The organism is Acinetobacter bereziniae LMG 1003 = CIP 70.12, assembly GCF_000368925.1.
Classification (GTDB): Bacteria; Pseudomonadota; Gammaproteobacteria; order Pseudomonadales; family Moraxellaceae; genus Acinetobacter; species Acinetobacter bereziniae.
The window spans coordinates 733,493-756,180 of record NZ_KB849756.1 but is presented as its reverse complement, the minus strand read 5'-3'; the positions used below and the strand labels follow the sequence as shown (position 1 = coordinate 756,180).

The 22,688-nt window shown below is 39.3% G+C and carries 18 protein-coding genes; 15 read left to right on the top strand and 3 right to left on the bottom strand.

The window, feature by feature from the left end:
* Positions 1-46: 46 nt before the first annotated feature.
* On the bottom strand, positions 47-544 hold the full coding sequence (locus F938_RS13600; RefSeq protein ID WP_010590981.1) for a MarR family winged helix-turn-helix transcriptional regulator: 498 nt from the start codon (positions 542-544) through the stop codon (positions 47-49).
* 610 nt (positions 545-1,154) lie between these two features.
* On the opposite strand from F938_RS13600, the gene F938_RS13595 reads away from it, so the two are divergent.
* Positions 1,155-3,257, top strand: a complete 2,103-nt coding sequence (locus F938_RS13595; RefSeq protein ID WP_005032542.1) for a TonB-dependent siderophore receptor — start codon at positions 1,155-1,157, stop codon at positions 3,255-3,257.
* Positions 3,258-3,434: 177 nt separating this feature from the next.
* On the opposite strand, the gene F938_RS13590 is transcribed toward F938_RS13595, so the two are convergent.
* Together F938_RS13590 and F938_RS13585 are read right to left on the bottom strand one after the other, a co-directional pair.
* Entirely contained in the window at positions 3,435-4,424 is a 990-nt protein-coding gene (locus tag F938_RS13590) for an ABC transporter substrate-binding protein (RefSeq protein ID WP_005032540.1), read from the bottom strand.
* 3 nt (positions 4,425-4,427) lie between these two features.
* On the bottom strand, positions 4,428-5,015 hold the full coding sequence (locus F938_RS13585) for an ANTAR domain-containing response regulator (RefSeq protein ID WP_005032538.1): 588 nt from the start codon (positions 5,013-5,015) through the stop codon (positions 4,428-4,430).
* Between the two features lie 450 nt (positions 5,016-5,465).
* Here F938_RS13585 and F938_RS13580 point away from each other — a divergent pair, with 450 nt between their 5' ends.
* From F938_RS13580 to F938_RS13515, 14 genes are all read left to right on the top strand, one after another.
* Positions 5,466-6,845 (top strand): MFS transporter, encoded by a 1,380-nt coding sequence (locus F938_RS13580; protein ID WP_005032536.1) that lies wholly within the window; start codon positions 5,466-5,468, stop codon positions 6,843-6,845.
* Positions 6,846-6,891: 46 nt separating this feature from the next.
* Positions 6,892-9,438, top strand: coding sequence for a nitrite reductase large subunit NirB (gene nirB / locus F938_RS13575; RefSeq protein ID WP_005032535.1), 2,547 nt, complete (start codon positions 6,892-6,894; stop codon positions 9,436-9,438).
* 17 nt (positions 9,439-9,455) lie between these two features.
* Positions 9,456-11,081 (top strand): nitrite reductase small subunit NirD, encoded by a 1,626-nt coding sequence (gene nirD, locus F938_RS13570; RefSeq protein ID WP_005032533.1) that lies wholly within the window; start codon positions 9,456-9,458, stop codon positions 11,079-11,081.
* Between the two features lie 198 nt (positions 11,082-11,279).
* Positions 11,280-14,072: a nitrate reductase gene (locus F938_RS13565; RefSeq protein ID WP_005032531.1), complete on the top strand. Its 2,793-nt coding sequence runs from the start codon at positions 11,280-11,282 to the stop codon at positions 14,070-14,072.
* Positions 14,069-14,707 (top strand): molybdenum cofactor guanylyltransferase, encoded by a 639-nt coding sequence (gene mobA, locus F938_RS13560; protein ID WP_005032529.1) that lies wholly within the window; start codon positions 14,069-14,071, stop codon positions 14,705-14,707. Before F938_RS13565 ends, mobA begins: the two co-directional genes overlap by 4 nt.
* 188 nt (positions 14,708-14,895) lie before the next feature.
* Positions 14,896-16,041 (top strand): GTP 3',8-cyclase MoaA, encoded by a 1,146-nt coding sequence (gene moaA, locus F938_RS13555; RefSeq protein ID WP_005032527.1) that lies wholly within the window; start codon positions 14,896-14,898, stop codon positions 16,039-16,041.
* 1 nt (position 16,042) lies between these two features.
* A complete protein-coding gene (locus tag F938_RS13550; RefSeq protein WP_005032525.1) occupies positions 16,043-16,351 on the top strand; it encodes a MoaD/ThiS family protein in 309 nt (102 codons plus the stop codon).
* A 1-nt stretch (position 16,352) separates the two neighbouring features.
* Positions 16,353-16,961 carry a molybdenum cofactor biosynthesis protein MoaE gene (locus F938_RS13545; protein ID WP_005032524.1) on the top strand — a complete coding sequence of 203 codons (609 nt, stop codon included), beginning with the start codon at positions 16,353-16,355 and terminating at the stop codon, positions 16,959-16,961.
* A gap of 58 nt (positions 16,962-17,019) precedes the next feature.
* Positions 17,020-17,943 (top strand): bifunctional molybdenum cofactor biosynthesis protein MoaC/MoaB, encoded by a 924-nt coding sequence (moaCB, locus tag F938_RS13540; RefSeq protein ID WP_005032522.1) that lies wholly within the window; start codon positions 17,020-17,022, stop codon positions 17,941-17,943.
* Positions 17,940-19,190: a molybdopterin molybdotransferase MoeA gene (locus F938_RS13535; RefSeq protein ID WP_005032520.1), complete on the top strand. Its 1,251-nt coding sequence runs from the start codon at positions 17,940-17,942 to the stop codon at positions 19,188-19,190. Before moaCB ends, F938_RS13535 begins: the two co-directional genes overlap by 4 nt.
* Before the next feature lie 11 nt (positions 19,191-19,201).
* Complete coding sequence (gene modA, locus F938_RS13530) at positions 19,202-19,957, top strand: molybdate ABC transporter substrate-binding protein (RefSeq protein ID WP_005032519.1); 756 nt, start codon at positions 19,202-19,204, stop codon at positions 19,955-19,957.
* 11 nt (positions 19,958-19,968) lie between these two features.
* The gene (gene modB / locus F938_RS13525) at positions 19,969-20,667 is read left to right on the top strand and encodes a molybdate ABC transporter permease subunit (protein WP_005032517.1); all 699 of its coding nucleotides are present in this window, start codon (positions 19,969-19,971) and stop codon (positions 20,665-20,667) included.
* Positions 20,654-21,295, top strand: coding sequence for an ATP-binding cassette domain-containing protein (locus F938_RS13520; RefSeq protein ID WP_004828971.1), 642 nt, complete (start codon positions 20,654-20,656; stop codon positions 21,293-21,295). The genes modB and F938_RS13520 overlap by 14 nt, the downstream gene beginning before the upstream one ends.
* Before the next feature lie 334 nt (positions 21,296-21,629).
* Positions 21,630-22,625: a carboxymuconolactone decarboxylase family protein gene (locus tag F938_RS13515; RefSeq protein WP_005032515.1), complete on the top strand. Its 996-nt coding sequence runs from the start codon at positions 21,630-21,632 to the stop codon at positions 22,623-22,625.
* Positions 22,626-22,688 lie beyond the last annotated feature (63 nt).

Sequence of the window (22,688 nt, the reverse complement as noted above, 5' to 3'; positions counted from 1 at the left end):
TCGGTGGTTTTAAAATTTTAATTGTGCGTGATTTGATTTTGATGTTTTAAGCTTCTTTTTCATGAATCAGGTTTTGACTCACTTTTTCCAAAAGCGCAGTGAGCTGTATGCGTTCTTGTATCGTTAAGTTGCCAAAAATCTGTGCAATCCAACGACTATGTTGTCCAAACACAGTTTTCGCTGTTTGTTTGCCTTGCTTGGTCAGATGAATCTTTAAAGCACGTCGGTCATCATGGTCAGCATGACGTATGATGAGTTCATCCCGTTCTAATCCATCCAACAAACCAGTCACTGTTGCACGCGTAATACCTGCTTTATCAGCAATATCTTTTGGAGCTAAACCTTGAGGTGATGCATCTAATAAGAATAGAACGATAAAACGACCTTCGGTTAAACCATGTGGGGCGAGTTGCATTGCACAGTCATGATCAATCAAAGATGCGAGTGAAAGGGTTTGAAAGCATAGTTTTATACTTTCAAGGTTCGCAATGTTTTGTTTGCTCGCTTCATCCAAGAGGGCTCGGTATTTTTGTTCTAGCTTCATTTTGTTAGCTGCCATATAGTATGGTGGCTAACTATATGCGTCATATCAAATATTGTCAACTTAATTGAGTCAAGCTTTAGTTAAATTTGAGTCAAAAAATATTGATGAAATTGTTGAATTTTTTATTTAAAGAATAAATTTAAAATGATGTGTTTTAAGTTTTTATAAAGATATTTTTCATAATCAAATTTTGATGATTGAATAAAAGTGGGTGATTGGATTGCTTTTTTGATCTTTATTTTTTTGGAGTCTAGAAATCAGTCAATATAGATATTTGCTAAAGTGGATCAAAAACAATCATGGATAGAGTAGTTAAAAGCTTAGAAAATTTGACAGATTTTTTTACAATTACTATAAATCAATTAGAGCAGAATAGAATGAAAACCTTGGAGTGAGCATATCTTTAAGCTCATCGGTAGGTGTTAGATACAATTCAATATATGTCCTGAGTTCAAGAATAACTATGAATATGTCAATAACTTAGCATTTCTATATTTTATTTAAAGGGCTAAATTTAACGATATTAAAAGTCAGTTTTTTATGTAAAATTATTAGAAATTTAAATGAAAATGATTATAATTGCGATTAAATTTTTTTTGGCTGTTGTTTAATGCAATTTAACAAATCCTCCCTGACATTTTCTGTACTTGCCATCATGGCAAGTACTGCCTATGCACAAACTGAAGTTGGTCTTGAACAGCATGCAGATACTCAAAAACTGCCCACCATCACGGTTCAAGCAGAAAATAATCAGCAGCCTTATGCAGCAAAAACAGCAAATGCTGTTTTAAGATCGAATACGCCTTTATTTGAAACAGCTCAGTCGATTAGTGCAATCGGTCAGCAACAGATTGAACAAAAGCAAGCGAAAACTGTTGCTGAAGCCTTGGAAGGTGTGGCAGGGGTCACGTCAGGACAATATGGTCGCCGTGGGTGGGATGACTTTATTATTCGTGGGCAGATTTCAAGTTCGCAAACTTTTATTGATGGTCTACGGATACAGGCATCTGATAATGTTTTGCGTGCTGAAGATATTTCGGGTTTAGAATCCATCGAAGTAGTCAAAGGACCAACTTCCGTGGGCTTTGGACTTGCCTTGCCTGGAGGACTGGTAAATTTAACGACTAAGCGTCCACAAGCTGAAACAGCCTATAAAGGTACACTGAGTTATGGAAGTTATGGTTTAAAAGAAGGAACATTTGATCTTAACTATGCACCCAGTAATAGTGCAAAAGGTGCTTTTCGAGTTGTCGGACGAGTATCTGATCAGGATGACCCTACTGATCACGTTTATTTTAAAAATCAATATATCGCACCATCTTACAATTTTGATTTAGGTGATAAAAACGATCTTTCTGTCATTGCCAGTTATCAACATCGTGAATATATTCGTCAACAAGGCATTCCATATAGCAAAGGCAATTATAAAAACTATCCATCAAGCCTATTTTTTGGTGAACTTGATCATGGTTATGATGTTGATGTTTATCGTCTCGGTGCAAATTATGCCCATTATTTTGACAATGACTGGGTGTTTAAACAGAACTTTGCCATCACTAAAACAGATACACAGGGCAATCCGATATTGGCATCAGGAAGCAATACATTACCGACAATAAAACGTGCAATTAACAACCAAGATAAACAGGACTTGAACTATACCTTAGACAACAATTTGCAACGTAATTTTGATCTTGGAAAGGTCAATTATGATGTGATGGTTGGGGGCGATATGATGCGTGAACGAAGTGATTATGCACGTCGAACAGATACCATTAATGCTTTTAATGCAGATCGTCCTGTCTATGGAATCACCAGCACAAAATTAGGTACACCAACTCAAGCATTGACTTATAGTCAGTACGCAGGGCTCTATCTCCGCAATACCATTAAGGTGGATGATCATTGGATTATCGGGCTATCAGGTCGTCATGATTGGACACAAATCGAAATTGATAATGTTTTAAAAAATACCAGCACTAAGAACTCAGATCGTGCATTTACTGGTAGTGGTTCAGTGATGTACCGCATTAATGATATGTTTGCACCTTACATCAGCTACTCTACTTCATTTATGCCTGTGACCGATGCAGGAGAAAATGGACAATTATTGAATCCTGAAAAGGGTAAACAAGCCGAGGTTGGGGTTAAATTACAAGCACTTGATCAGCGTTTACAAGGTTATGTAGCCTATTATGATTTAACTCGCAGAAATGTCACAGAAACAGATGCTTCTGGAAATTTTTCGATTCAAACAGGTGAACAAGTCACTAAAGGGTTTGAAGCTGAAATAGCAGCAGCAATCACCAATCAATGGAATATTTCAGCGAATTACAGTTATATCCCAACGGCAAAAGTGACTGAAAGTGTGATCAGCAGCGACATTGGTAAGCGTAGTAACTATGTGCCTAAAAATGCCAGTTCATTGTCAACTCAATATTATTTTAGTCCAGATAAATTAGGTTGGAATATTGGTGCTGGCATTCGTTATCAAGGTTCTCGAACTGCACAACGTAATGCTGACTTCGTCTATCTACCAAGTTATGCATTATTTGATGTCAATGCAGGATATGAGGCTAAAAATTGGGGTGTAGGGCTGAGTATTAAAAACTTATTTGATCGAGAATATCTAGCTGGAACGACACCGAATGCTCAATTGGTCAATTGGGGTGATCCAATGATGGTGCGCTTAAATGTGAAGTTTAAGTATTAATCCATTCCTCTCAGCATGAGTTTCATTTTAAAGTCTCGTGCTGAAAGAATTTTGTGAATGTTCAGGGGGCGAGAACAAATAATTGTATTTATCCTTATGGGTGATAGGTTAAATAAGCCTCATATGCATACATATATAAAAAACTTGTGTATTTCACGAGGTCATTGATCTAGCAATTTAAGATACTTTTCCTACACATTGAACAGCAATTGCTTTAATTTGTGATTGATCCAATTTTAAATTTTCCCACGCACACATCTGTTGCAATATCCATTCAAAATCTTCAGCTTTGGGTGCATTTTGCATTCCAAAAGATCGAATAATATTTTGAATCTTATAAAAGGCTTGGGTATGAATCAAATCAGAACAATTAAAACGTATAATTTCACTGTGTTCTAACATTTGCCAGACTTGTTGAAGGGATTCAAGTGATCTCAAGTCTTGTTGTGCTTGTTGAATGGCAACTTCAAGTGCATGTAACGTATGAGGATGTGTTTGTGCCCATTCTTGCGTCGTTGCTAAAACTTTGTCTGCAACTTCAGGAATAATTTGCTTGCTTTCCGCAATGACCAGACCATGACCTTGAATTTGTGCTTGAATATTCCAAGGCTCACCAACACAAAAGCCATCAATCAGTTGAGTTGAAATGGCATCAACCATATAAGGTGGGGGTAGTGTTAACAATTGATGTGTTTTTGCAGTGTCTAAATCTGCCAAAGCTAACCATTCTCTTAAGCAATAGTGGTGAATAGACTGTTTAAATACATGCGCCAATTTGATTTGATGACCTTGTTTGATTGAGTCAACAATTTTGCTTGCGGACTGTTGTGGTGTGTCTTGAGCAGAGATGTCTAAATCATAACAGAGCTTTTGACTGAGACTGATAAATGCGCGATTGGTGCTGAGTACTAATGTGCTTTGTAAAGGAATTCCCAATTGATCATTGCCTGTAGCAGCGGCTGGAAGCATTGCCGATAAACAATGTGCTACATCTAAAAGACCAAAAGCCAAACGGTCACGCAGACTTGCCCAAGATGGCTCTTTGACCAATGTGACATTTAAACCTTGTGCCGTGAAATAGCCTTGATGCTGTGCCCAAAGGATTGCAGTACAGTCCAATAATGGGATATAACCTAATTGAATATTAATTTTTTCAAGTGTTTGCATAGGTTATTCCTTAAATTGTGATTGAAGCAAAGCCTGTGCTTCAATTAATTTTCGCGCCATTTCGCCCATTGTCATACGATGACTCATGGCATTTTTACGCAATAAACTGAATGCTTTTTCCTCTTCGATTTGATGCATGTGCATCAACATCACTTTAGCTTTTTCAATGTCTTTACGGTCTGCAAGTTTGCATTTGGTCTCGTTTAAATCTTTGAGCAATTTTTTGTGTTTTTTAAATTGTTCGATTGATATCTCTAAGATACTTTCTAATTTTTCAGGATCGATTCCATCCACGATGTAGGCAGTTACACCTGCTTCAATGGCACTTTTTATGGTGTCTTTTTGCGAATTTTTGGTAAATAAAACAGTCGGTAAATCAAACTGACTGACGCAACTTTCGATGATGTCACGATGAGGATGATCCATATCGAGCAAAATTACATCAGCATGTAACTGTTGTAAGTCTGTACTATTTAAATGGTCAATCATTAGGCAAGCAACAACCTCGAAGCCATGTTCGATTAACGATGATCTGATAAAAGATGCGCGTTCTATATCATCATCAATGAGTGCAATTTTTAATTTTGACATGCAACGACTTGAGTGTGTCTAGACATAAAGATTGACTCAATGATAAGCAATTAAGATGCCAATTCTTTTACAGCACTCTGACTTGTTTATGGATGATGGATTGGTTTGTGGATGATGAATTGGAAAAAGGGAAAAATAAAATGCACTCTATTGAAGCAAATTGCATTCTAAACATGCATGTGTAGCGAATATAAAGGGGAGATCAGTGTTTAGGTCTTTATATTTTAATTCTGAAGTCATGATTATTTTTATTTAATAAAACCTAAAGGAATGAAATTAAATTTAAAAACAGTGGTTTAAAAATATTGGCACGAACTATGCTTGTACATGGGTAAGTCAAAGAAGACTTTCAAAATTTGCAAGACGGCCAACGACGTCCGTTCTGATCGTTACTGATATGCCTTGTGCATAACAGCAACTTATATGCGTTCAGTTCAGGAGATCGAAGCTATGTCTTCAAATTTAGATGCTAAAAAAGCAATAAAAATTAATCTGTTTAGTTTCAGCAGCGCAGCAATGCGGGCCTTCCATATGAGTTGGCTCGCTTTTTTTGTCTGTTTTTTTGCATGGTTTGCCTGTGCACCTTTAATGCCTGTGATTGCGGGTGAATTTCATTTAACCAAAGATCAAATCGCCAATATCAATATTGCTGCTGTTGCCATCACTATTTTAGTCCGTCTGATCGTTGGACCCTTATGTGATAAATACGGTCCACGTAAAACATATACGGCACTGTTGATTATCGGCAGTATTCCAGTTTTTGGTGTAGCTTCTGCAAATAGTTATGAGTCCTTTTTATTCTTTCGATTATTGATTGGTGCTATAGGTGCCAGTTTTGTCATCACGCAATACCACACCAGTATCATGTTTGCCCCAAATGTCGTAGGTACAGCAAATGCAACAACTGCAGGTTGGGGAAATGCAGGTGGTGGTGCAACTCAAGCATTGATGCCGTTGATGCTCGCTGCATTGGTCATGTTTGGTGTAGAGCAAGCGATGGGGTGGAGAGTTGCACTGATTGTACCGGGTGTGCTGATGCTGATTGTTGGGGCGATGTACTGGAAGTTCACGCAAGATGCACCACAAGGGAATTTTAAAGAACTCCGTGCACAAGGGCTACAGGTTGGCAGTGATAAGAAAGGCGGTATGGCGATTTTAATACATGCTGCAAAAAACTATCGAGTGTGGATCTTATTTGGTGCTTATGCAGCATGCTTTGGGATAGAAATTTTCATTCATAACATTGTCGCAATGTATTACGTAGACCATTTTAAATTTGGTTTAAAAGAAGCAGGAATGGCGGCAGGTATTTTTGGTTTATTGGCACTCTTTGCACGTGCCTTCGGTGGCATTGTTTCAGACAAAGTTGCGACCAAGAAAGGTTTAGACGGGCGTACGAAAGTGCTGTTCGCCATGATCTTGATGGAAGGTGTTTTTCTCATCGTGTTTTCACAAATGAATACAGCGATTTTAGCGATCCTTGCAATGACAGTATTTGCTTTATTTACCCATATGGCTTGTGGTGCAACCTATGCACTGGTGCCATTTATCGATCGTGATGCATTGGGTGGTGTTGCTGGAATCATTGGTGCTGGTGGAAATGTGGGCGCAGTCGCAGCGGGTTTTTTATTAAAAGGCATGTTGGATATTCAAACCACATTGATGGTATTGGGCGGTTTAGTGGTGATCGCTGCAAGTTGTGTGTTGATGATCCGCTTCTCAGTTGAACATAAAGAGAAAGAGCAAAAGTTATTTGAAGCCGCTGTACTTGAACGCAATAGCATGGAACAAAATGCGACCACAAGTATAAAACACAACAGTGCGGCTTAATTGAATCACAAATAACAAAAGCAAAAGTGAATTGAGGAGAATGAAGATGAAACTTGTCATGATTGGTCATGGAATGGTTGGGCACAAATTTATTGAATCTGTGTTGGAACATGCGGGTGATGAAATTGAAATTACGATTTTGGCAGAAGAACCACGCCTCGCTTATGATCGGGTGCATTTAACAGAATATTTCACTGGAAAATCAGCAAAAGATTTAACCCTTTGTCGCACAGACTTTGCTGATGCTTATGGCATAGATCTTCGTTTAAGTACCAAAGCCATCGCAATTGATACAGTTAATAAACGTATCACCACCAATCAGGGAGATGTCATTGCCTATGATAAATTGGTACTTGCCACAGGTTCTTATGCATTTGTCCCACCTATTCCGGGAAATGAACGCGAAAACTGTTTTGTCTATCGAACCATTGATGACTTGGATGCAATTCGAGCAGCGAGTTTAAATGCCAAATCAGGTGTTGTTATTGGTGGTGGTTTGCTTGGTCTTGAAGCAGCAAAAGCTTTAAGAGATTTAGACCTTGAAACGCATGTGGTTGAGTTTGCACCTCGTCTCATGGCTGTTCAAATTGATGATTTAGGCGGTAAGGTCTTACGGGCAAAAATCGAAAACCTGGGTGTAAAAGTGCATACCCAAAAAGCCACTTCTGCGATTGAAGCAGGTCAAAACAGCACGCACTTGATGAAATTTGGTGATGGCTCTGAACTAGAAACAGACATTATTTTATTCTCAGCAGGAATTCGCCCACGTGACGAATTAGCCCGTCAAAGTGGTTTAGTGTTGGGGGAACGTGGCGGTATTGTGATTAATGACTATTGCCAAAGTTCCGATCCGGACATTTATGCGATTGGTGAATGTGCATTATGGAATAACAAAATTTATGGTTTGGTTGCGCCTGGTTATGATATGGCACGTATTGCAGCCAAACACGTGATGCAACAAAGTTGTGGTGCCTTTGCTGGCGCAGACATGAGCACCAAGTTAAAACTGATGGGAGTAGATGTTGCATCCGTAGGCGATGCGCATGCCATGACACCGAGTGCTTTAAGCTACTTCTATGCAGATGAAGATGCGATGGTTTATAAAAAAATCGTCGTCAATGCTGAGAAAACACAATTATTAGGTGCGGTACTGGTGGGCTGCGCCAAAGAATATAATGATTTATTGCAAATGATGTTGAATGGCTTGGCTGTTCCAGAAAATCCAGAAAGTTTAATCATGCCGGGATATGCTCAGTCTGCTGCTAAAGCAGGTGGGAGTGGAGTCGATCTATTGCCTGATAGTGCCACTATTTGTTCGTGTAATAACGTATCTAAGGCAGATATATGTCAAGCAATCGCTGATGGTTCGACTTCATTAGGTGCGTTGAAAAAATGCACCAAAGCTGCAACGGCATGTGGTGGCTGCGCACCTTTAGTTACACAAGTTTTAAAATCAGAGTTACAGCGTCAAGGCGTCACAGTCAATAACCATCTTTGTGAGCATTTTGCTTACTCTCGTCAAGAGCTGTATCACTTGGTTCGGGTCAATGAAATTAAAAGCTTTGATGATTTGATTCAACAGCATGGACATGGTTTGGGCTGTGATATTTGTAAACCAACAGTCGCCAATATTTTAGCCTCATGCTGGAATGATTTTGTATTGAAAGCAAATCATGCTGGACTGCAAGACAGCAATGACTATTATCTGGGCAATATCCAAAAAGACGGCTCTTATTCTGTCGTACCACGTATGGCAGGTGGTGAAGTAACGCCAGATGGTTTAATTGCCATAGGTCAAATTGCTAAAGAATATGGTTTATATACCAAACTTACAGGTGGACAACGTGTTGATATGTTTGGTGCGCAAGTGCATCAATTACCTGAAATTTGGCAAAAACTAATTGATGCAGGTTTTGAGTCTGGACATGCCTATGGAAAGTCATTACGAACAGTAAAGTCATGTGTAGGCAGTACATGGTGCCGCTATGGTGTGGATGATTCTGTAGGTTTAGCAATTTTTCTTGAGAACCGCTACAAAGGCTTACGTTCACCACATAAATTAAAAATGGCGGTTTCAGGCTGTACCCGTGAATGTGCAGAAGCACAAAGTAAAGATGTGGGAGTGATTGCAACTGAAAAAGGTTGGAACCTCTACGTCTGTGGGAATGGTGGAATGAAACCACGTCACGCTGAATTACTGGCTTCAGATTTAGATACGCAAACTTTAATTCAATACATTGACCGATTCTTTATGTTCTATATCCAAACAGCCGATCGTTTACAACGTACTTCAGTGTGGCGTGACAATATGGAAGGTGGTTTGGATTATCTAAAAGATGTGGTGATACATGATTCTTTAGGCATCGCGACAGAATTAGAGCGCCGTATGAGTCATGTGGTTGGAACTTATCAAGATGAATGGCGCACTGCAATTGAAGATCCTGAAGTTCGTAAGCGTTTTGTGACATTTATCAATGCCAAGTCGCAACAACAACAAGACCCACATATCCAATTTGCAGAGGTTCGTGGACAAATTCGCCCTAAAACACAAGCGGAACGAGATCTTAGTCGTATTGCTGTAGTTGAAGCTTAAAGATAAGGGAGAGTCTCATGACAATTTTAAAAGAAATGAATGAATTAGATTGGTTGGATATTTGTGCTTTGGACGATATCACACCGAATACTGGTGTCGGTGCTTTGTTGAATGAGCAACAAGTGGCAATTTTTCGTGTAGGGAATGAAAAGCGAGTATATGCGCTCAGTAATCAAGACCCATTTAGCCAAGCATTTGTAATGTCACGTGGAATTATTGGAGATCTTCAAGGTGAGCGTGTCGTAGCTTCACCCATCTACAAGCAACATTTTAGTCTCGCCACAGGACGTTGTTTAGAAGACAAAGACCAAAAGTTGTTGGTCTTCCCAAGCAAGATTGAAGATGGTCGAGTCTGGATTAGCCCAACGCCACAAAAAACCTATATCACTAACAATGGCATGACTCAGGAAAAAATGAAGCTGGTTTTGATTGGCAACGGTTTAGCAGGGATGCGTTGCTTAGAAGATCTGTTGGATATGGCACCTGAGCGCTACGAGGTCACGGTGATTGGTGAAGAACCATGGGGGAACTATAACCGAATTATGCTGTCACCTGTTTTATCGGGAGATAAAACGATAGAAGACATCATGTTACACCCACATGCATGGTATGCCGATAAAAATATTCGTTTCATCGCAGGTGATCCAGCCGTGCGTATAGATCGCCCTCGTAAGCAGATCTACACCCAAAAAGGTTTAATGGTGGATTATGATCGTTTGATTTTGGCCACAGGTTCTAAACCATTTATCCCACCTGTTCGAGGTTCTGATCTCAAAGGAGTATTGAGTTTTCGTGACATTTATGATGTCAACAAAATGCTTGAATATTGTCAGTCCAAACGCAATGCGGTGGTGATTGGTGGTGGCTTATTGGGCTTGGAAGCTGCTTATGGATTAAAACAACGTGGCATGAATGTCACAGTTTTACACTTGATGGATCGTATTATGGACCGTCAATTGGATGCCAAAGCCAGTCAAATGTTGCAAACGGCAATCGAGCAAAAAGGTATTTCAATTATCACGCATGCCAATACAGAAGAACTGTTGGGTGAAGACGGTCATGTCAGTCAAGTACGCTTAAAGGATGGCACGATATTGGCTGCCGATTTGGTTATTTTTGCCGTTGGTGTTCGTCCAAATATGGCTTTAGCACAAAGTGCAGGATTACGTTGTAATCGTGGTGTGTTAGTCAATGACACCATGCAAACCTATGACCCGAGTATCTATGCTGTGGGTGAGTGTATTGAACATCGCCAGCAAACCTTTGGTTTGGTTGAGCCACTATGGGGGCAAGCTTTTATCTGCGCATCACATTTGGCAGAGCATGGCAGTTTGACTTTTAAAGCACCCACTGTTCCAACTCAACTTAAAGTCAGTGGTTGTGATGTTTTCTCCGCTGGACGTATTGATATCGAAAATAGCCAAGAGAATGAGGGCTTTGAAGATATTGTGTTGAATGATGAAAAACGACAAATCTATAAACGCATTATTATTCAAAAAGACCATGTTGTGGGTGCGGTGTTATTTGGAGATACAGAAGACGGTGCATGGTATGCAGAGTTGATTGCTGATCAAACTCCGATTTCTGTAATTCGCAATAAGTTGCTATTTGGTCGAGATTTTGCATTGAAAAAAGCAGGCTAATTTTATTCATGATTTTATCCCACCCACGCTGTATATGGCGCAGCTCAAGTGTTGTCTAAGGCAATTACAGCATTTAACTTCTCTGATTTTGAATACTTCGTTATGAACGAATGTTATTGATCCAGTCTAGTTATAGCGTGGGAATGAAAACCTCTAAAAATTGTTAACTCCATGCACAAGATAAGGAGCACCGCAGAAATGAATAGTATCCCTGTCGTGGAACTGCATAGCTCTACAGAAACTAACATCAAAATCACCCACACCACATGTCCTTATTGCGGTGTAGGTTGCGGTGTGAGTGCGACAGTTGAAGAGACTGCATTTGGGCAAAAGCTGTCTGTTGCAGGAGATATCGATCATCCATCCAATTATGGAAAACTTTGTATCAAAGGAAGTAACCTTGCTGATACTGTTGGTTTGGAAACACGTGTTTTACACCCCATGCTTGGAGGTAAAACAGGACGTCAAGAAAGTGACTGGGATACTGCAACTGATTTGATTGCAGATAAATTTCAACACTATATCCAGCAATATGGGCCCGAAAGTATTGCATTTTATGTCTCTGGGCAGTTATTGACTGAAGACTATTATGTGGTCAATAAATTTGTTAAAGGTTATTTGGGAACAGCCAACATCGACACCAACTCAAGGTTATGCATGTCTTCGGCCGTTGCGGCACATAAACGTGCTTTTGGTGAAGACTTAGTACCTGCCAGTTATGAGGATTTTGAACATACAAACATGGTGGTGTTGGTTGGGTCAAATACGGCATGGTGTCATCCTGTGTTGTATCAACGAATCATGCAAGCCAAAGAGCGTAGACAACAGCAACAAGATGATTTATTTGTGGTGGTCATTGATCCACGGTTTACCGCAACATGCGAAGCAGCTAACTTACATCTACCAATTCAAATTGGACAAGATGTCGCACTGTTTAATGGGTTACTCCAATATTTATATCAACATAACTATACCGATACCGAATTTGTAAATGCCCATACACAAGGGTTGAACGAAGCATTACAAAGCGCTGAAACGGAATCAAGCTTAGAAAATGTTGCGAGAAAAACAGCAATTTCACAGGAAAAATTACAGTTATTTTTTGAAAAATTTGCACACACAGAAAAAGTGATGACGCTTTTTTCAATGGGCGTTAATCAATCCTCTCGAGGTGTGGACAAAGCCAATAGCATCATCAATTGTCATCTGTTGACTGGAAAAATTGGAAAGTTAGGTGCAGCGCCATTTTCGATGACGGGGCAACCAAATGCCATGGGTGGACGTGAGGTGGGGGGACTTGCCAATATGTTGGCAGCACATTTGGATTTGGAGAATCCTCTTCATCAACAATTGGTACAAACATTTTGGAATAGTCCAACGATTGCTCAACAGGTGGGTTTAAAAGCAGTAGATTTATTTGAGGCAGTTGAACAAGGGAAAATTAAAGCCATTTGGATTATGGCAACTAATCCTGTGGTGAGTTTACCCAATGCAGATCAGGTTAAACGTGCTTTAACTCAATGTGAGTTTGTGGTGGTATCCGATATATGTAAAGACACAGACACTACAGCATTTGCAGATGTGCTTTTACCTGCTTTGGGGTGGGGAGAAAAAGATGGAACAGTGACCAATTCAGAACGGCGTATTTCAAGGCAACGGGCTTTTTTAGCAGCACCTGAACAAGCAAAAGCAGATTGGTGGTCTGTGTCGCAAGTGGCAAAAAAATTGGGTTTCTCAGGATTTGATTTTGAAAATAGCCATGAAATTTTTAAAGAACATGCACAGTTATCTGCATATCAAAACCAAAGACTGTCATCTCGTTCAGAGACCGGCACATTTCGATATTTTAATTTGGCAGGTTTAACTGGACTTTCATTTCAGCAATATCAAACGCTTGCACCAGTACAGTGGCCTATTTTGGATTCAGAACATCAGCAGGATGTTGCTCAATTATTTTCTTCTGGGCAATTCAGCCATACCAATGCACATGCCAAATTTATTGCCACAACAGCGATTGATCCAGTGCATTCAACAACACATGAATATCCTTTAATTCTCAATACAGGGCGGATTCGTGATCAGTGGCATACCATGACTCGCACAGGTCTTTCTGCAAATTTGTCTAGCCATAAGGCAGAACCTTTTTGTGAAATCCATCCTAATGATGCATTGAAGTATGGGGTGAAGGACGCTGAACTGGTTGAGATCAAATCCGCATGGGGCTTGTGTGTTTTAAGAGCAATACTGAGTGACAAAATTCGCCGTGGACAAATTTTTGCACCAATCCACTGGAATGATCAGTTTGCATCAGATGCACGGATTGGAAAAGTGGTCAATCCAGTTGTTGATGCGATCTCAGGAGAGCCTGAATTCAAGCATACTCCAGTGATGATTCAACCATTCTATACACAATGGCAAGGCGTGTTTTATGTACGAGTGGGTTATGAACATCTGGTTCAAAACAGTATCGAAAGTACAGTTTGGTGGACCAAAATTAAAACCACTCAGGCGATACGTTATGAATTGGCAGATCGGCGTCGTTTTGAGCAAATTACCCAGCATTTAAAGCAGCTTTTACCTTTTCAAGATGAAAGCTTTGAATGGCTGAATTTAGAAGATCAAACCGCACATATCAGTCATAGTGTAGTGTTAAAAGATGGTCGCCTGATTGCGAGTTTATATATCGCACCAAAAGCTTTATTACCTGATCGGGACTGGATTGCCAGTTTATTTAAGCGTGAACGACTCAGCGCAATGCACCGAAAAGCACTTTTGGCAGGACAAGCCATGTCGATAGCAAATAGTGATGGTTCACTGGTTTGTAGTTGTTTTAAAGTGGGTAAAAATCGAATTATTGCCACCATTAAAGAAAAAAACATCCAACATGAAAAACAAGTAACTGCATGCTTAAAAGCAGGTGGTAACTGTGGTTCCTGTCTACCTGAGATACGTGGACTGATTAAAGCCTGTCAAGCGGAGGCGATAGAATGAAAAAAAGTAGCGCAATAACAACAAAGCTGTCGACATACCCTCAAACTGATTTGGTGATCCTTGCCGGTGGTCAAGCAAGACGTATGAATGGAATAAATAAGCTTTTGCAAAAGTTTGATGATCAAATTCAGTTGCTAAAAATCCATCAACAACTGAAACATCAAGTTGCACAAGTCTGGGTCAACAGTCATCGTGATTATTCGATTTATCAAAAACTTATTCCCAATATTTATTGCTATCAAGATGATGAAAGAGGCTTTTTAGGTCCTCTCATGGGAATGAAAAGTGCGTGGTCTTATGTGAAATCTGACTATGTGTTGTTTGTGCCCTGCGATGTGACATTTGTTCCAGTACAGGTGGTTGAGAAATTACATCGGGCTTTAGCACGAGTCCCGTTGGCAGAGGTGGCTTATGTTGAGTTCAATGGCAAAGCGTTATACCCATTCTGTCTGTTAAAGCGTAGTGCATTCGCCATGATACGCACTCATCTTGAACAGGGACAGCGTAGTTTAAAACAATGTTTTAGTGATTTGCACGCTCAAAAGGCAGCTTTTGAAAATCATGCACTATTTTTTCATAGTATAAATTCTTTAGATGAGCTACAGCAATATCGCCAGTTAAAACTATTGTATTAAAAAATAGATTATTGTTTGAAATCATAAGGTTAGTTTTTAGTAAACAACAACAACAGTGGTTTTATTTTAAGTTCGCTTCGAAATGATCAAAGTTGGAACACTTTTTGCAATTTTAAGCTTAAGAAAATAGCGCAAATTTCAAGTTCAAGAACATTTTGAACCTAAACAGTGCTTCAAGGGATGTGTGTATGAATGCAATGACACCACATAAACAGAATACTGCCTTTATCGACCAACATGGTCGCATTAAGCGTAAGCTTCGAATTTCAGTAACTGATCGCTGTAATTTTAAGTGTGTTTATTGCATGCCTGAACATCCTAAGTGGATCAAAAAACATGATTTACTCAGTTTTGAAGAGCTGTATGTTTTTTGCGAATTTATGGTGCAGCGTGGAATCGAGCATATTCGTATCACAGGTGGAGAACCGTTGATGCGTCAAGGTGTAGTACATTTCATCGATGAATTACAAAAATTGAAAAAGCTGGGTCTAAAAAGAGTTTCGATGACCACCAATGCTTATTATCTTAAACAACACGCAGTGCAGTTAAAACAAGCAGGACTTGATGATTTAAATATCAGTCTAGACAGTTTGCAACCTAACCAATTTAAAGATTTGACCAAAAAAGAATTATTGCCTGTACTTGAAGGAATTCGTGTTGCACAACAGGTCGGATTAAAAATAAAGATCAATGCGGTACTCATCAAAGGTAAAAATGAAGATCAAATTTTACCTTTGGCACATTGGTCGATTCAAAATAATTGCGTCGTGCGTTTTATAGAATTTATGCCTTTAGATGGTGTAGGACATTGGACACAATCAGATGTTGTGAGTGAACAGTATATCTTAGCGCAATTAAAGCAAGATTTTGAAGTCAGCTTACGACAGGGGCAATCCTCTGAGCCTGCTCGACAATATTTAATTAATGGTTATCCGATTGGGATTATTTCAACCATCACTCATTCATTTTGTGGTACTTGTGATCGTGTGCGTCTGACAGCTCAAGGCGATTTCTTCCATTGTTTATTTGCCCCTCAAGGTATTGCTCTCAAGGCACAGATTAGAGCATTACAACAATCATCAGCTCGGATGCATCCAACATATTTCGCTCAAACACCTTCGGTGCAAACCATATCTTTTGCAGTACACGCTAGATTGCCTCAACGCTTTACTTTTTTTCCTAAGACTTTCAATTTACAGTCTAATTTACAACTTCAGCAGACTCTGACTGATTATATTTGGCAGAAAAAAAGAGGTTTTCATGATATCGCTCAAGAAGCAAAGTTAGATCACTCCCCATCCCGAAAAATTAGTATGTATATGATTGGAGGCTAATATGTTGAATTCTTCCGTTCTTTCTAAAACAGCAATAGACCATGATTCAAAGCAATTATCGCCAACGATTGAGATTAAAATTGAATGTTTTGGTGCGATAGAACGTTTATTACCTTCAGATTTAAGTCTGCAAACTAAATCTGGAATGACAATCTCAGACATTTTAGATGACCTAATATGCCGTTATCCCAAGGCAGAATCATTGCTTGATCGTTGTGCCTGCGCGATTGGTGAAGACATTATTCCACGTCAAACTTTATTAGAATCAGACAGTACCGTGGTTTTACTGTCTCCAGTGGCTGGAGGTTGATATGCATACTTTTAAACATAGTCTCAAACAATTTAACCGTATTCAGCATTCAGCACTGCGCTTAGAAAGTTTTGACCCGATTCAAAACTTTCCTGAATGTGGTGGAATTGGTTTTTTTATTGGAACTGTGCGGAATCATCATGAAGGTAAAGCGGTTAAGTCATTAAAATATACTTCCTATGCGCCTGTTTCTGAAAAAATGATTCGTCAAATTGAACAAGAAATCCAACAGCAGTTTGCTGTGCCTTATGTTCGAGTGATCCATCGGATTGGGACTTTGGATATTGGTGAAAAAGCCATTATTGCAGTGGCTTATGCAGCACATCGTCGTGAAGCTTTTGCTGCGTGTGAAGAAGCTGTAGAGCGAGTAAAACATGAAGTTCCTGTGTGGAAAGAAGAGTTTTATCAAGATGGAAGTAGCCAATATGTTGCAGGCTGTTGTATCCGTAAGGACTATGTAGGATCAAGTCAAGTTTCACATAATGAATCTCACATGCAACAGCATTGTGAACACCAACATTCAGCACATAAATCATTGCAGTCAGATCGTGAGCAAAACGTTGTACTGAACAAGACTTGTGAACAGACTATTTATCAATGGCATATGTAAAACATATTCAGCACAACACGATTTGCCTTGGAAAATATCGCAATAGAAGGAAGATGTAATGAAAAATGTGGGCATGAAAGCAGAAAGCTATCGTACAGCGGTTGCAACAGGGATATTACATGCACCTTCGCATTGCATCGAACTGTTAAGAAATGGCAATACTGAAAAAGGTGATGCATTAAAAACTGCCCGAATTGCAGGAATTTTGGCAGCCAAACGTACCGATGAGTTAATTCCACTGTGCCATCCTTTGCCAATCTATCGTGCAGATGTGGAATACGAGTTAAATGAAACCCATGTGGTGATCATGGCTACAGTTGAAACAATAGGTCCAACTGGCGTAGAGATGGAAGCATTAACAGCAGTGAGTTTGGCAGGTTTAACCTTGTACGATATGTTGAAACCGCATTGTGAACCCGAGGACTTATGTCTAGATCAATGCAAATTACAGAAGAAAAAAGGTGGGAAATCGCACTTTACGCGTGTATTGAAAGAACCTTTGATTGCTTCAATTATTGTTTTATCTGATACTGTTGCTTCAGGCAAAAAACCAGATACTGCTGGGCAAAATGTATTGGAGATCCTCGAACAAGCCAATTTTGTGGGAATTGACTATCAAGTGATTCCTGATTCACCTGAACAATTATTGGCTTTAATTGAACAACAAAAAAATCAATATCCACTGATTTTAACAGTGGGTGGAACTGGATTAGGACCAAAAGATCTTACTGTTGAAACCATTCAACCCTTACTTGAGCGTGAAATTCCCGGTTTGATGGAAGCTTCACGCAGCTTTGGTCAGCGCCGTACACCTTATGCTGCCTTGAGCCGTGGGGTTGCTGGTTATATTGAAAAAAGCTTGGTCATCACCTTGCCGGGAAGTAGACAAGGTGCGCAAGAATCATTGATTGCGATTTTACCTGCTTTGGTTCATCTCTTTGATGTGCAAAAAAACATCCCACATGCAGGAGGCTATCAATGAATCAACAGGTTGTTATTCAGGGTTGTGGTGTAGAGAAGGGCTTAATTTCTATTGATCATGCTTTAGCGCTTATTTTGACACATAGCCATTGTTTAGATACAGAAGTTTTACCACTGAGCCAAGCGCTTAATCGATATCTTGCAGATGATATTTTTTCAAAGATTGACTTACCTTTGTTTTCGCAAAGTGCTGTTGATGGATATGCATTATCTAGTCAAGAACCGGTAGAAGCGGGCACACAGTTTGATGTTGTGGGTGAGGTGCGTGCAGGGCAAACAGTCGATGTGAAACTGTTACAAGGACAGGCCTTACGAATATTCACAGGAAGTCAAATACCGATAGGAACTACTACAGTTGCCCGTCAGGAAATTGTGGAAGTGCTTAGCACGCAAGTGATTAGAATTGATGAAAAATTAAAACAATATGCAAATATTCGTGAGAAGGGTGAAGAGGTGACGCAAGGTCAGCGACTTGCGCCTGCTGGTCAGAAGCTAAATACGGGAGTGATTGCTGCGTTGAGTATGGCAGGAATAAAGCAATTAAAGGTTTTTAAATACCCTAAAATTGCTGTAGTAATTACAGGGGATGAAGTTGCTGAGACTGTCGAGTGCTTAAACTCAGGTAAAATTTTTGATGCAAATGGACCTTTGATTCAAGCATGGTTCCAAACACACAATCAAAGCATAGATGTGATCCATGTTGATGATCAACAACAACAAGTCCTCAATTTATTTGACGAACTCAAAAATCAATATGATTTGATTATTAGTACTGGTGGTATCTCTGTTGGGGACTATGATTTTGTTCGACCTGTTGCACTTAAGTTAGGTTTTGAGCAAATTTTTTGGAAAGTCAAACAAAAACCTGGCAAACCGATGTTGTTTGCGAAATATCAGCGCAAAGATCAACGTCATTGTTATTTATTGGCATTACCGGGAAATCCAGCTGCGGTCTATATCGGTATGCAAGTCTACGTCTCAACTTTACTTGGCGCTTTGCAAGGGCATCAATCTCCCCCACAGTGGCAAAATGGCATCATCAGTCACGCACTTAAATCTGATGCACGTGAACGATTTTTAAGAATGAGTGCTGTCTTTGAACAAGGTCACTTAAGTTTAAAAAGTTTAGCAAAACAACAATCTCATATGCTCAGTAATCTCATCCATGCCAACTGTATTGTACGGGTTCCCGCAGAGCAAGACATACAGAAAGGACAGATTTTACCTGTGTTATTCATTCAAAATTGAGGGAATAAAAAATGCGTAGACCGATCAATTTTGTGCTTGCTTTCACGCTGTTTTCGACGCTATCACATGCTGAAACCGTTAAGATTTATTCGGCAGCAAGTTTGACCAATGCTATTACAGATATTGCCAAAGTATATGAAAAGCAAAATCCAGAGATTAAAATTGTGCCTGTGTTTGGTGCATCATCAGCACTGGCAAAACAGATTGAAGCAGGTGCACCCAGCGACATTTTCTTTTCTGCCGATCAGGATTGGATGAATTACTTGGTACAAAAACAAAAAATTCAACACAACCAAGTGAAGCCTTTTCTGTTTAATCAGCTGGTTTTAATCAGCCCAGTTCAAAGTAAGCAACAGTTTAAAGCTGTACCACAGTTCAATTTTGCGCAATCCTTTCAGGGTCGCTTGTGTACAGGACAAATGGAATCTGTACCCGCAGGTAAATATGCCAAACAAAGCTTAATTAAATTGAATTGGCTCGATAGTTTGAATGGTCGAATTGTTGGCACTGACGATGTTCGCTCAGCCTTAGCATTTGTTGAACGTGGCGAGTGTCAGGTGGGAATCGTCTATAAAACAGATGCGTTGATCAGTAAAAAAGTCAAAATTTCAGGTGTTTTTCCACGCATTAGCCATCAACCCATCGTCTATCCGATTGCTTTGACTAAACAGGGGCAAAATAATCCATCTGCAGTCAAATTTAATCAATACTTAAAGGAAAATCCGCAAGCTAAAAAAATACTGCTTCAATATGGATTTACCCTTTAAGGCCATCGTCTATGTTAAGCCCTGAAGAGTGGAGTGCGCTGTATTTATCTGCAAAAGTTGCGACTTGTGCAACTTTATTCTGCCTGCCTTTTGCTGTGATGCTGGCTTGGATACTGGCGCGTTATGACTTTAAGTTGAAGTTTGTTGTTGAAGCATTACTACAGATGCCAATGGTCTTACCGCCAGTTGTTTTAGGTTATTTACTTTTAATCTTATTTGGTGCACAGGGTTGGATTGGTCAATATTTGAATCAACTCGGTATTCAAATGGCTTTTAATTGGAAAGGTGCAGTTTTAGCATCGATGGTGGTGGCTTTCCCACTTATGGTACAGCCGATTCGATTGTCTTTTCAAATGATCAATCAGCAATTAGAACAGGTGGCAGGCTCTCTAGGTGCCAGTCCATTCAAGGTGTTTAGAAGTATTAGTTTGGTTTTGGCGTTGCCCGGTATTTTAATCGGGAGTATTTTATGTTTTAGCCGTAGTTTGGGGGAATTTGGTGCAACCATTACTTTTGTCGGGAATATTCCAGATGAAACCCGCACTATCCCAATCGCCATTTATTCCTTGATTCAACAACCTGACGGCGAGCAGGCTGCCATGCGTTTGGTGGTGCTGTCATTGTTAATCGCTTTCTCAGCATTGATTGCAAATTATTATATTTTGCAGAAGTATCAGCGAAAACTAGGAGGCAAAGATGCTGCAATGTGATTTTCAGTTTCAATATGCTGACTTGAATCTACAGGTACAGTTGCACATGCAACAACAATTACTCGGGATCATGGGACCTTCAGGATGTGGTAAATCAACCTTACTTAAAAATATCACTGGGTTATTACAACCGAGCCAAGGCTCAATATTACTGAACAAACAAGTATTATTTGATGATCAGAAAAAAATTCGTGTCCCGATGCATCAGCGTCGTATTGCTTTGGTTTTTCAAAAGGCATGGTTATTTCCACATATGAATGTTCAACAGAATTTAAAATATGCCGAACATTTACGCACTGATCTCGACAAAAAATTTGCTTTTGAGCAGATTGTGGATTTATTGGAACTAAGGAACTTACTTAAGCGCCATGCACATCAACTTTCTGGTGGAGAGGCGCAGCGTGTTTCAATTGGACGAGCGCTGTTGTCTTCTCCAGATTTATTATTGCTAGATGAACCTTTAACAGGTTTGGATCAACGCTTAAAACAGCAAATTTTACCTTTCCTTGATCGGGTAAAAACCCAGACTCAATTACCGATGATTTATGTGACACATCACGCCGATGAGTTGGCTTATTTAAATGCGCAAGTGCTTTATATGGATCAGGGAAAAATCTTGAAAATTTAAAAACAATTTAGCTTTGCCAAAAAAGTGCTGCTGTGTTTAATAGGCTATTGATTTGTTCCACTTTGAGACCTGAGGAGTGGTATAAAATGTTACAATAATAAGAATCTCTACACTTATATTTTAATAATATTTATATTTCTGTGTTAATTTAATCCATTGATAAGACATCTTGATGCAAGCTTATAAAAGTCGCCATATAAAAAATTAGCATTGAGAATTCAGCATGACTATTTAACTTTATATCCATCTGACTTTATTGGTCAGAAAAATATTCTTATTGATTTACATAGCAAATTAATAAACACAGCTTTATAAACACAGCAAAGAGAAAAAGATGTGCTTTAAACATGCAGTCATTTTGACCGTTTATTTTATCGGAATAGCATTGGCTCCATCTGTGCAAGCGATAAATGAAATCAATATAAACACCGATGGTCGTCTATCGATGCACCCATTCAATCATCAAATCAAAGGAGAAAAGATTATGCAGAAGAGTACACTGCCTGATTTTAGCCGCCCTGTTAAAAGCGAAATGCAATTAAGTCGATATGAAAGAGGTTGGGAAAAACTCAAAGAAATTGATGGCGAAGCAGGTGAAAAAGTCATTCAAAGTCTAAAAGATGTCTCGCCTGATCTAGGCACATACATTATTGAATACGCATTTGGTGATGTTTATTCAAGAACTGGGCTTGACCTAAAGTCTAAAGAAATCGCGGTTGTTGCTGCGTTGACGGCAATGGGTAATGCGCAACCACAATTAAAAGTTCACATCAACGGGGCATTAAATACAGGAACTAGCATCAATGAACTTAAGGAAGTCATTTTACAATTGTCTGGATATTCAGGTTTTCCAAGTAGCATCAATGCAATGAATATACTCAAAGATGTTTTAGTAGAAAGAAAAAAGCAGGGCATCCATGATGAAATAGGTAAAACAGCGAGTAAAATTAATCATGTTGATCGATTAAAATTAGGTGAAGATGAATTATCACAGTTGGACAGTCAGCAAGTAGATCGGCTAAAAACAGCATATGCTGAATTCTCTCCCGAATTGCTCAAGTTTATCCTTGAGTATGGATATGCCGATATTTACGCAAGAGATAATTTAAGCAAGCAATACCGACAAATTGCGACGATTGCGGCATTAACTGCATTAGGAACAGCACAACCCCAACTCAAATTCCATATCCATGCAGGGTTGAATATTGGATTAAGTGAAACGGAAATCAAGGAAATTATGCTTTTGATGTCAGTTTATTCAGGTTTTCCCTCTGCAATCAACGGAACTAATGTACTTAAACAAGTCTTAGCAGAACGTATAAAAAACTAAAACTTTATAAAGAGTCTGATCCGAAATTTTTAGTATGGTCCCTTTCAATTTATAAACAGGTCA

Coding starts and splice junctions, on each gene's coding strand:
- F938_RS13600 (WP_010590981.1), bottom strand. CDS start 544: ATGAAGCTAGAACAAAAATACCGAGCCCTCTTGGATGAAGCGAGCAAA.
- F938_RS13595 (WP_005032542.1), top strand. CDS start 1,155: ATGCAATTTAACAAATCCTCCCTGACATTTTCTGTACTTGCCATCATG.
- F938_RS13590 (WP_005032540.1), bottom strand. CDS start 4,424: ATGCAAACACTTGAAAAAATTAATATTCAATTAGGTTATATCCCATTA.
- F938_RS13585 (WP_005032538.1), bottom strand. CDS start 5,015: ATGTCAAAATTAAAAATTGCACTCATTGATGATGATATAGAACGCGCA.
- F938_RS13580 (WP_005032536.1), top strand. CDS start 5,466: ATGTCTTCAAATTTAGATGCTAAAAAAGCAATAAAAATTAATCTGTTT.
- nirB (WP_005032535.1), top strand. CDS start 6,892: ATGAAACTTGTCATGATTGGTCATGGAATGGTTGGGCACAAATTTATT.
- nirD (WP_005032533.1), top strand. CDS start 9,456: ATGACAATTTTAAAAGAAATGAATGAATTAGATTGGTTGGATATTTGT.
- F938_RS13565 (WP_005032531.1), top strand. CDS start 11,280: ATGAATAGTATCCCTGTCGTGGAACTGCATAGCTCTACAGAAACTAAC.
- mobA (WP_005032529.1), top strand. CDS start 14,069: ATGAAAAAAAGTAGCGCAATAACAACAAAGCTGTCGACATACCCTCAA.
- moaA (WP_005032527.1), top strand. CDS start 14,896: ATGAATGCAATGACACCACATAAACAGAATACTGCCTTTATCGACCAA.
- F938_RS13550 (WP_005032525.1), top strand. CDS start 16,043: ATGTTGAATTCTTCCGTTCTTTCTAAAACAGCAATAGACCATGATTCA.
- F938_RS13545 (WP_005032524.1), top strand. CDS start 16,353: ATGCATACTTTTAAACATAGTCTCAAACAATTTAACCGTATTCAGCAT.
- moaCB (WP_005032522.1), top strand. CDS start 17,020: ATGAAAAATGTGGGCATGAAAGCAGAAAGCTATCGTACAGCGGTTGCA.
- F938_RS13535 (WP_005032520.1), top strand. CDS start 17,940: ATGAATCAACAGGTTGTTATTCAGGGTTGTGGTGTAGAGAAGGGCTTA.
- modA (WP_005032519.1), top strand. CDS start 19,202: ATGCGTAGACCGATCAATTTTGTGCTTGCTTTCACGCTGTTTTCGACG.
- modB (WP_005032517.1), top strand. CDS start 19,969: ATGTTAAGCCCTGAAGAGTGGAGTGCGCTGTATTTATCTGCAAAAGTT.
- F938_RS13520 (WP_004828971.1), top strand. CDS start 20,654: ATGCTGCAATGTGATTTTCAGTTTCAATATGCTGACTTGAATCTACAG.
- F938_RS13515 (WP_005032515.1), top strand. CDS start 21,630: ATGTGCTTTAAACATGCAGTCATTTTGACCGTTTATTTTATCGGAATA.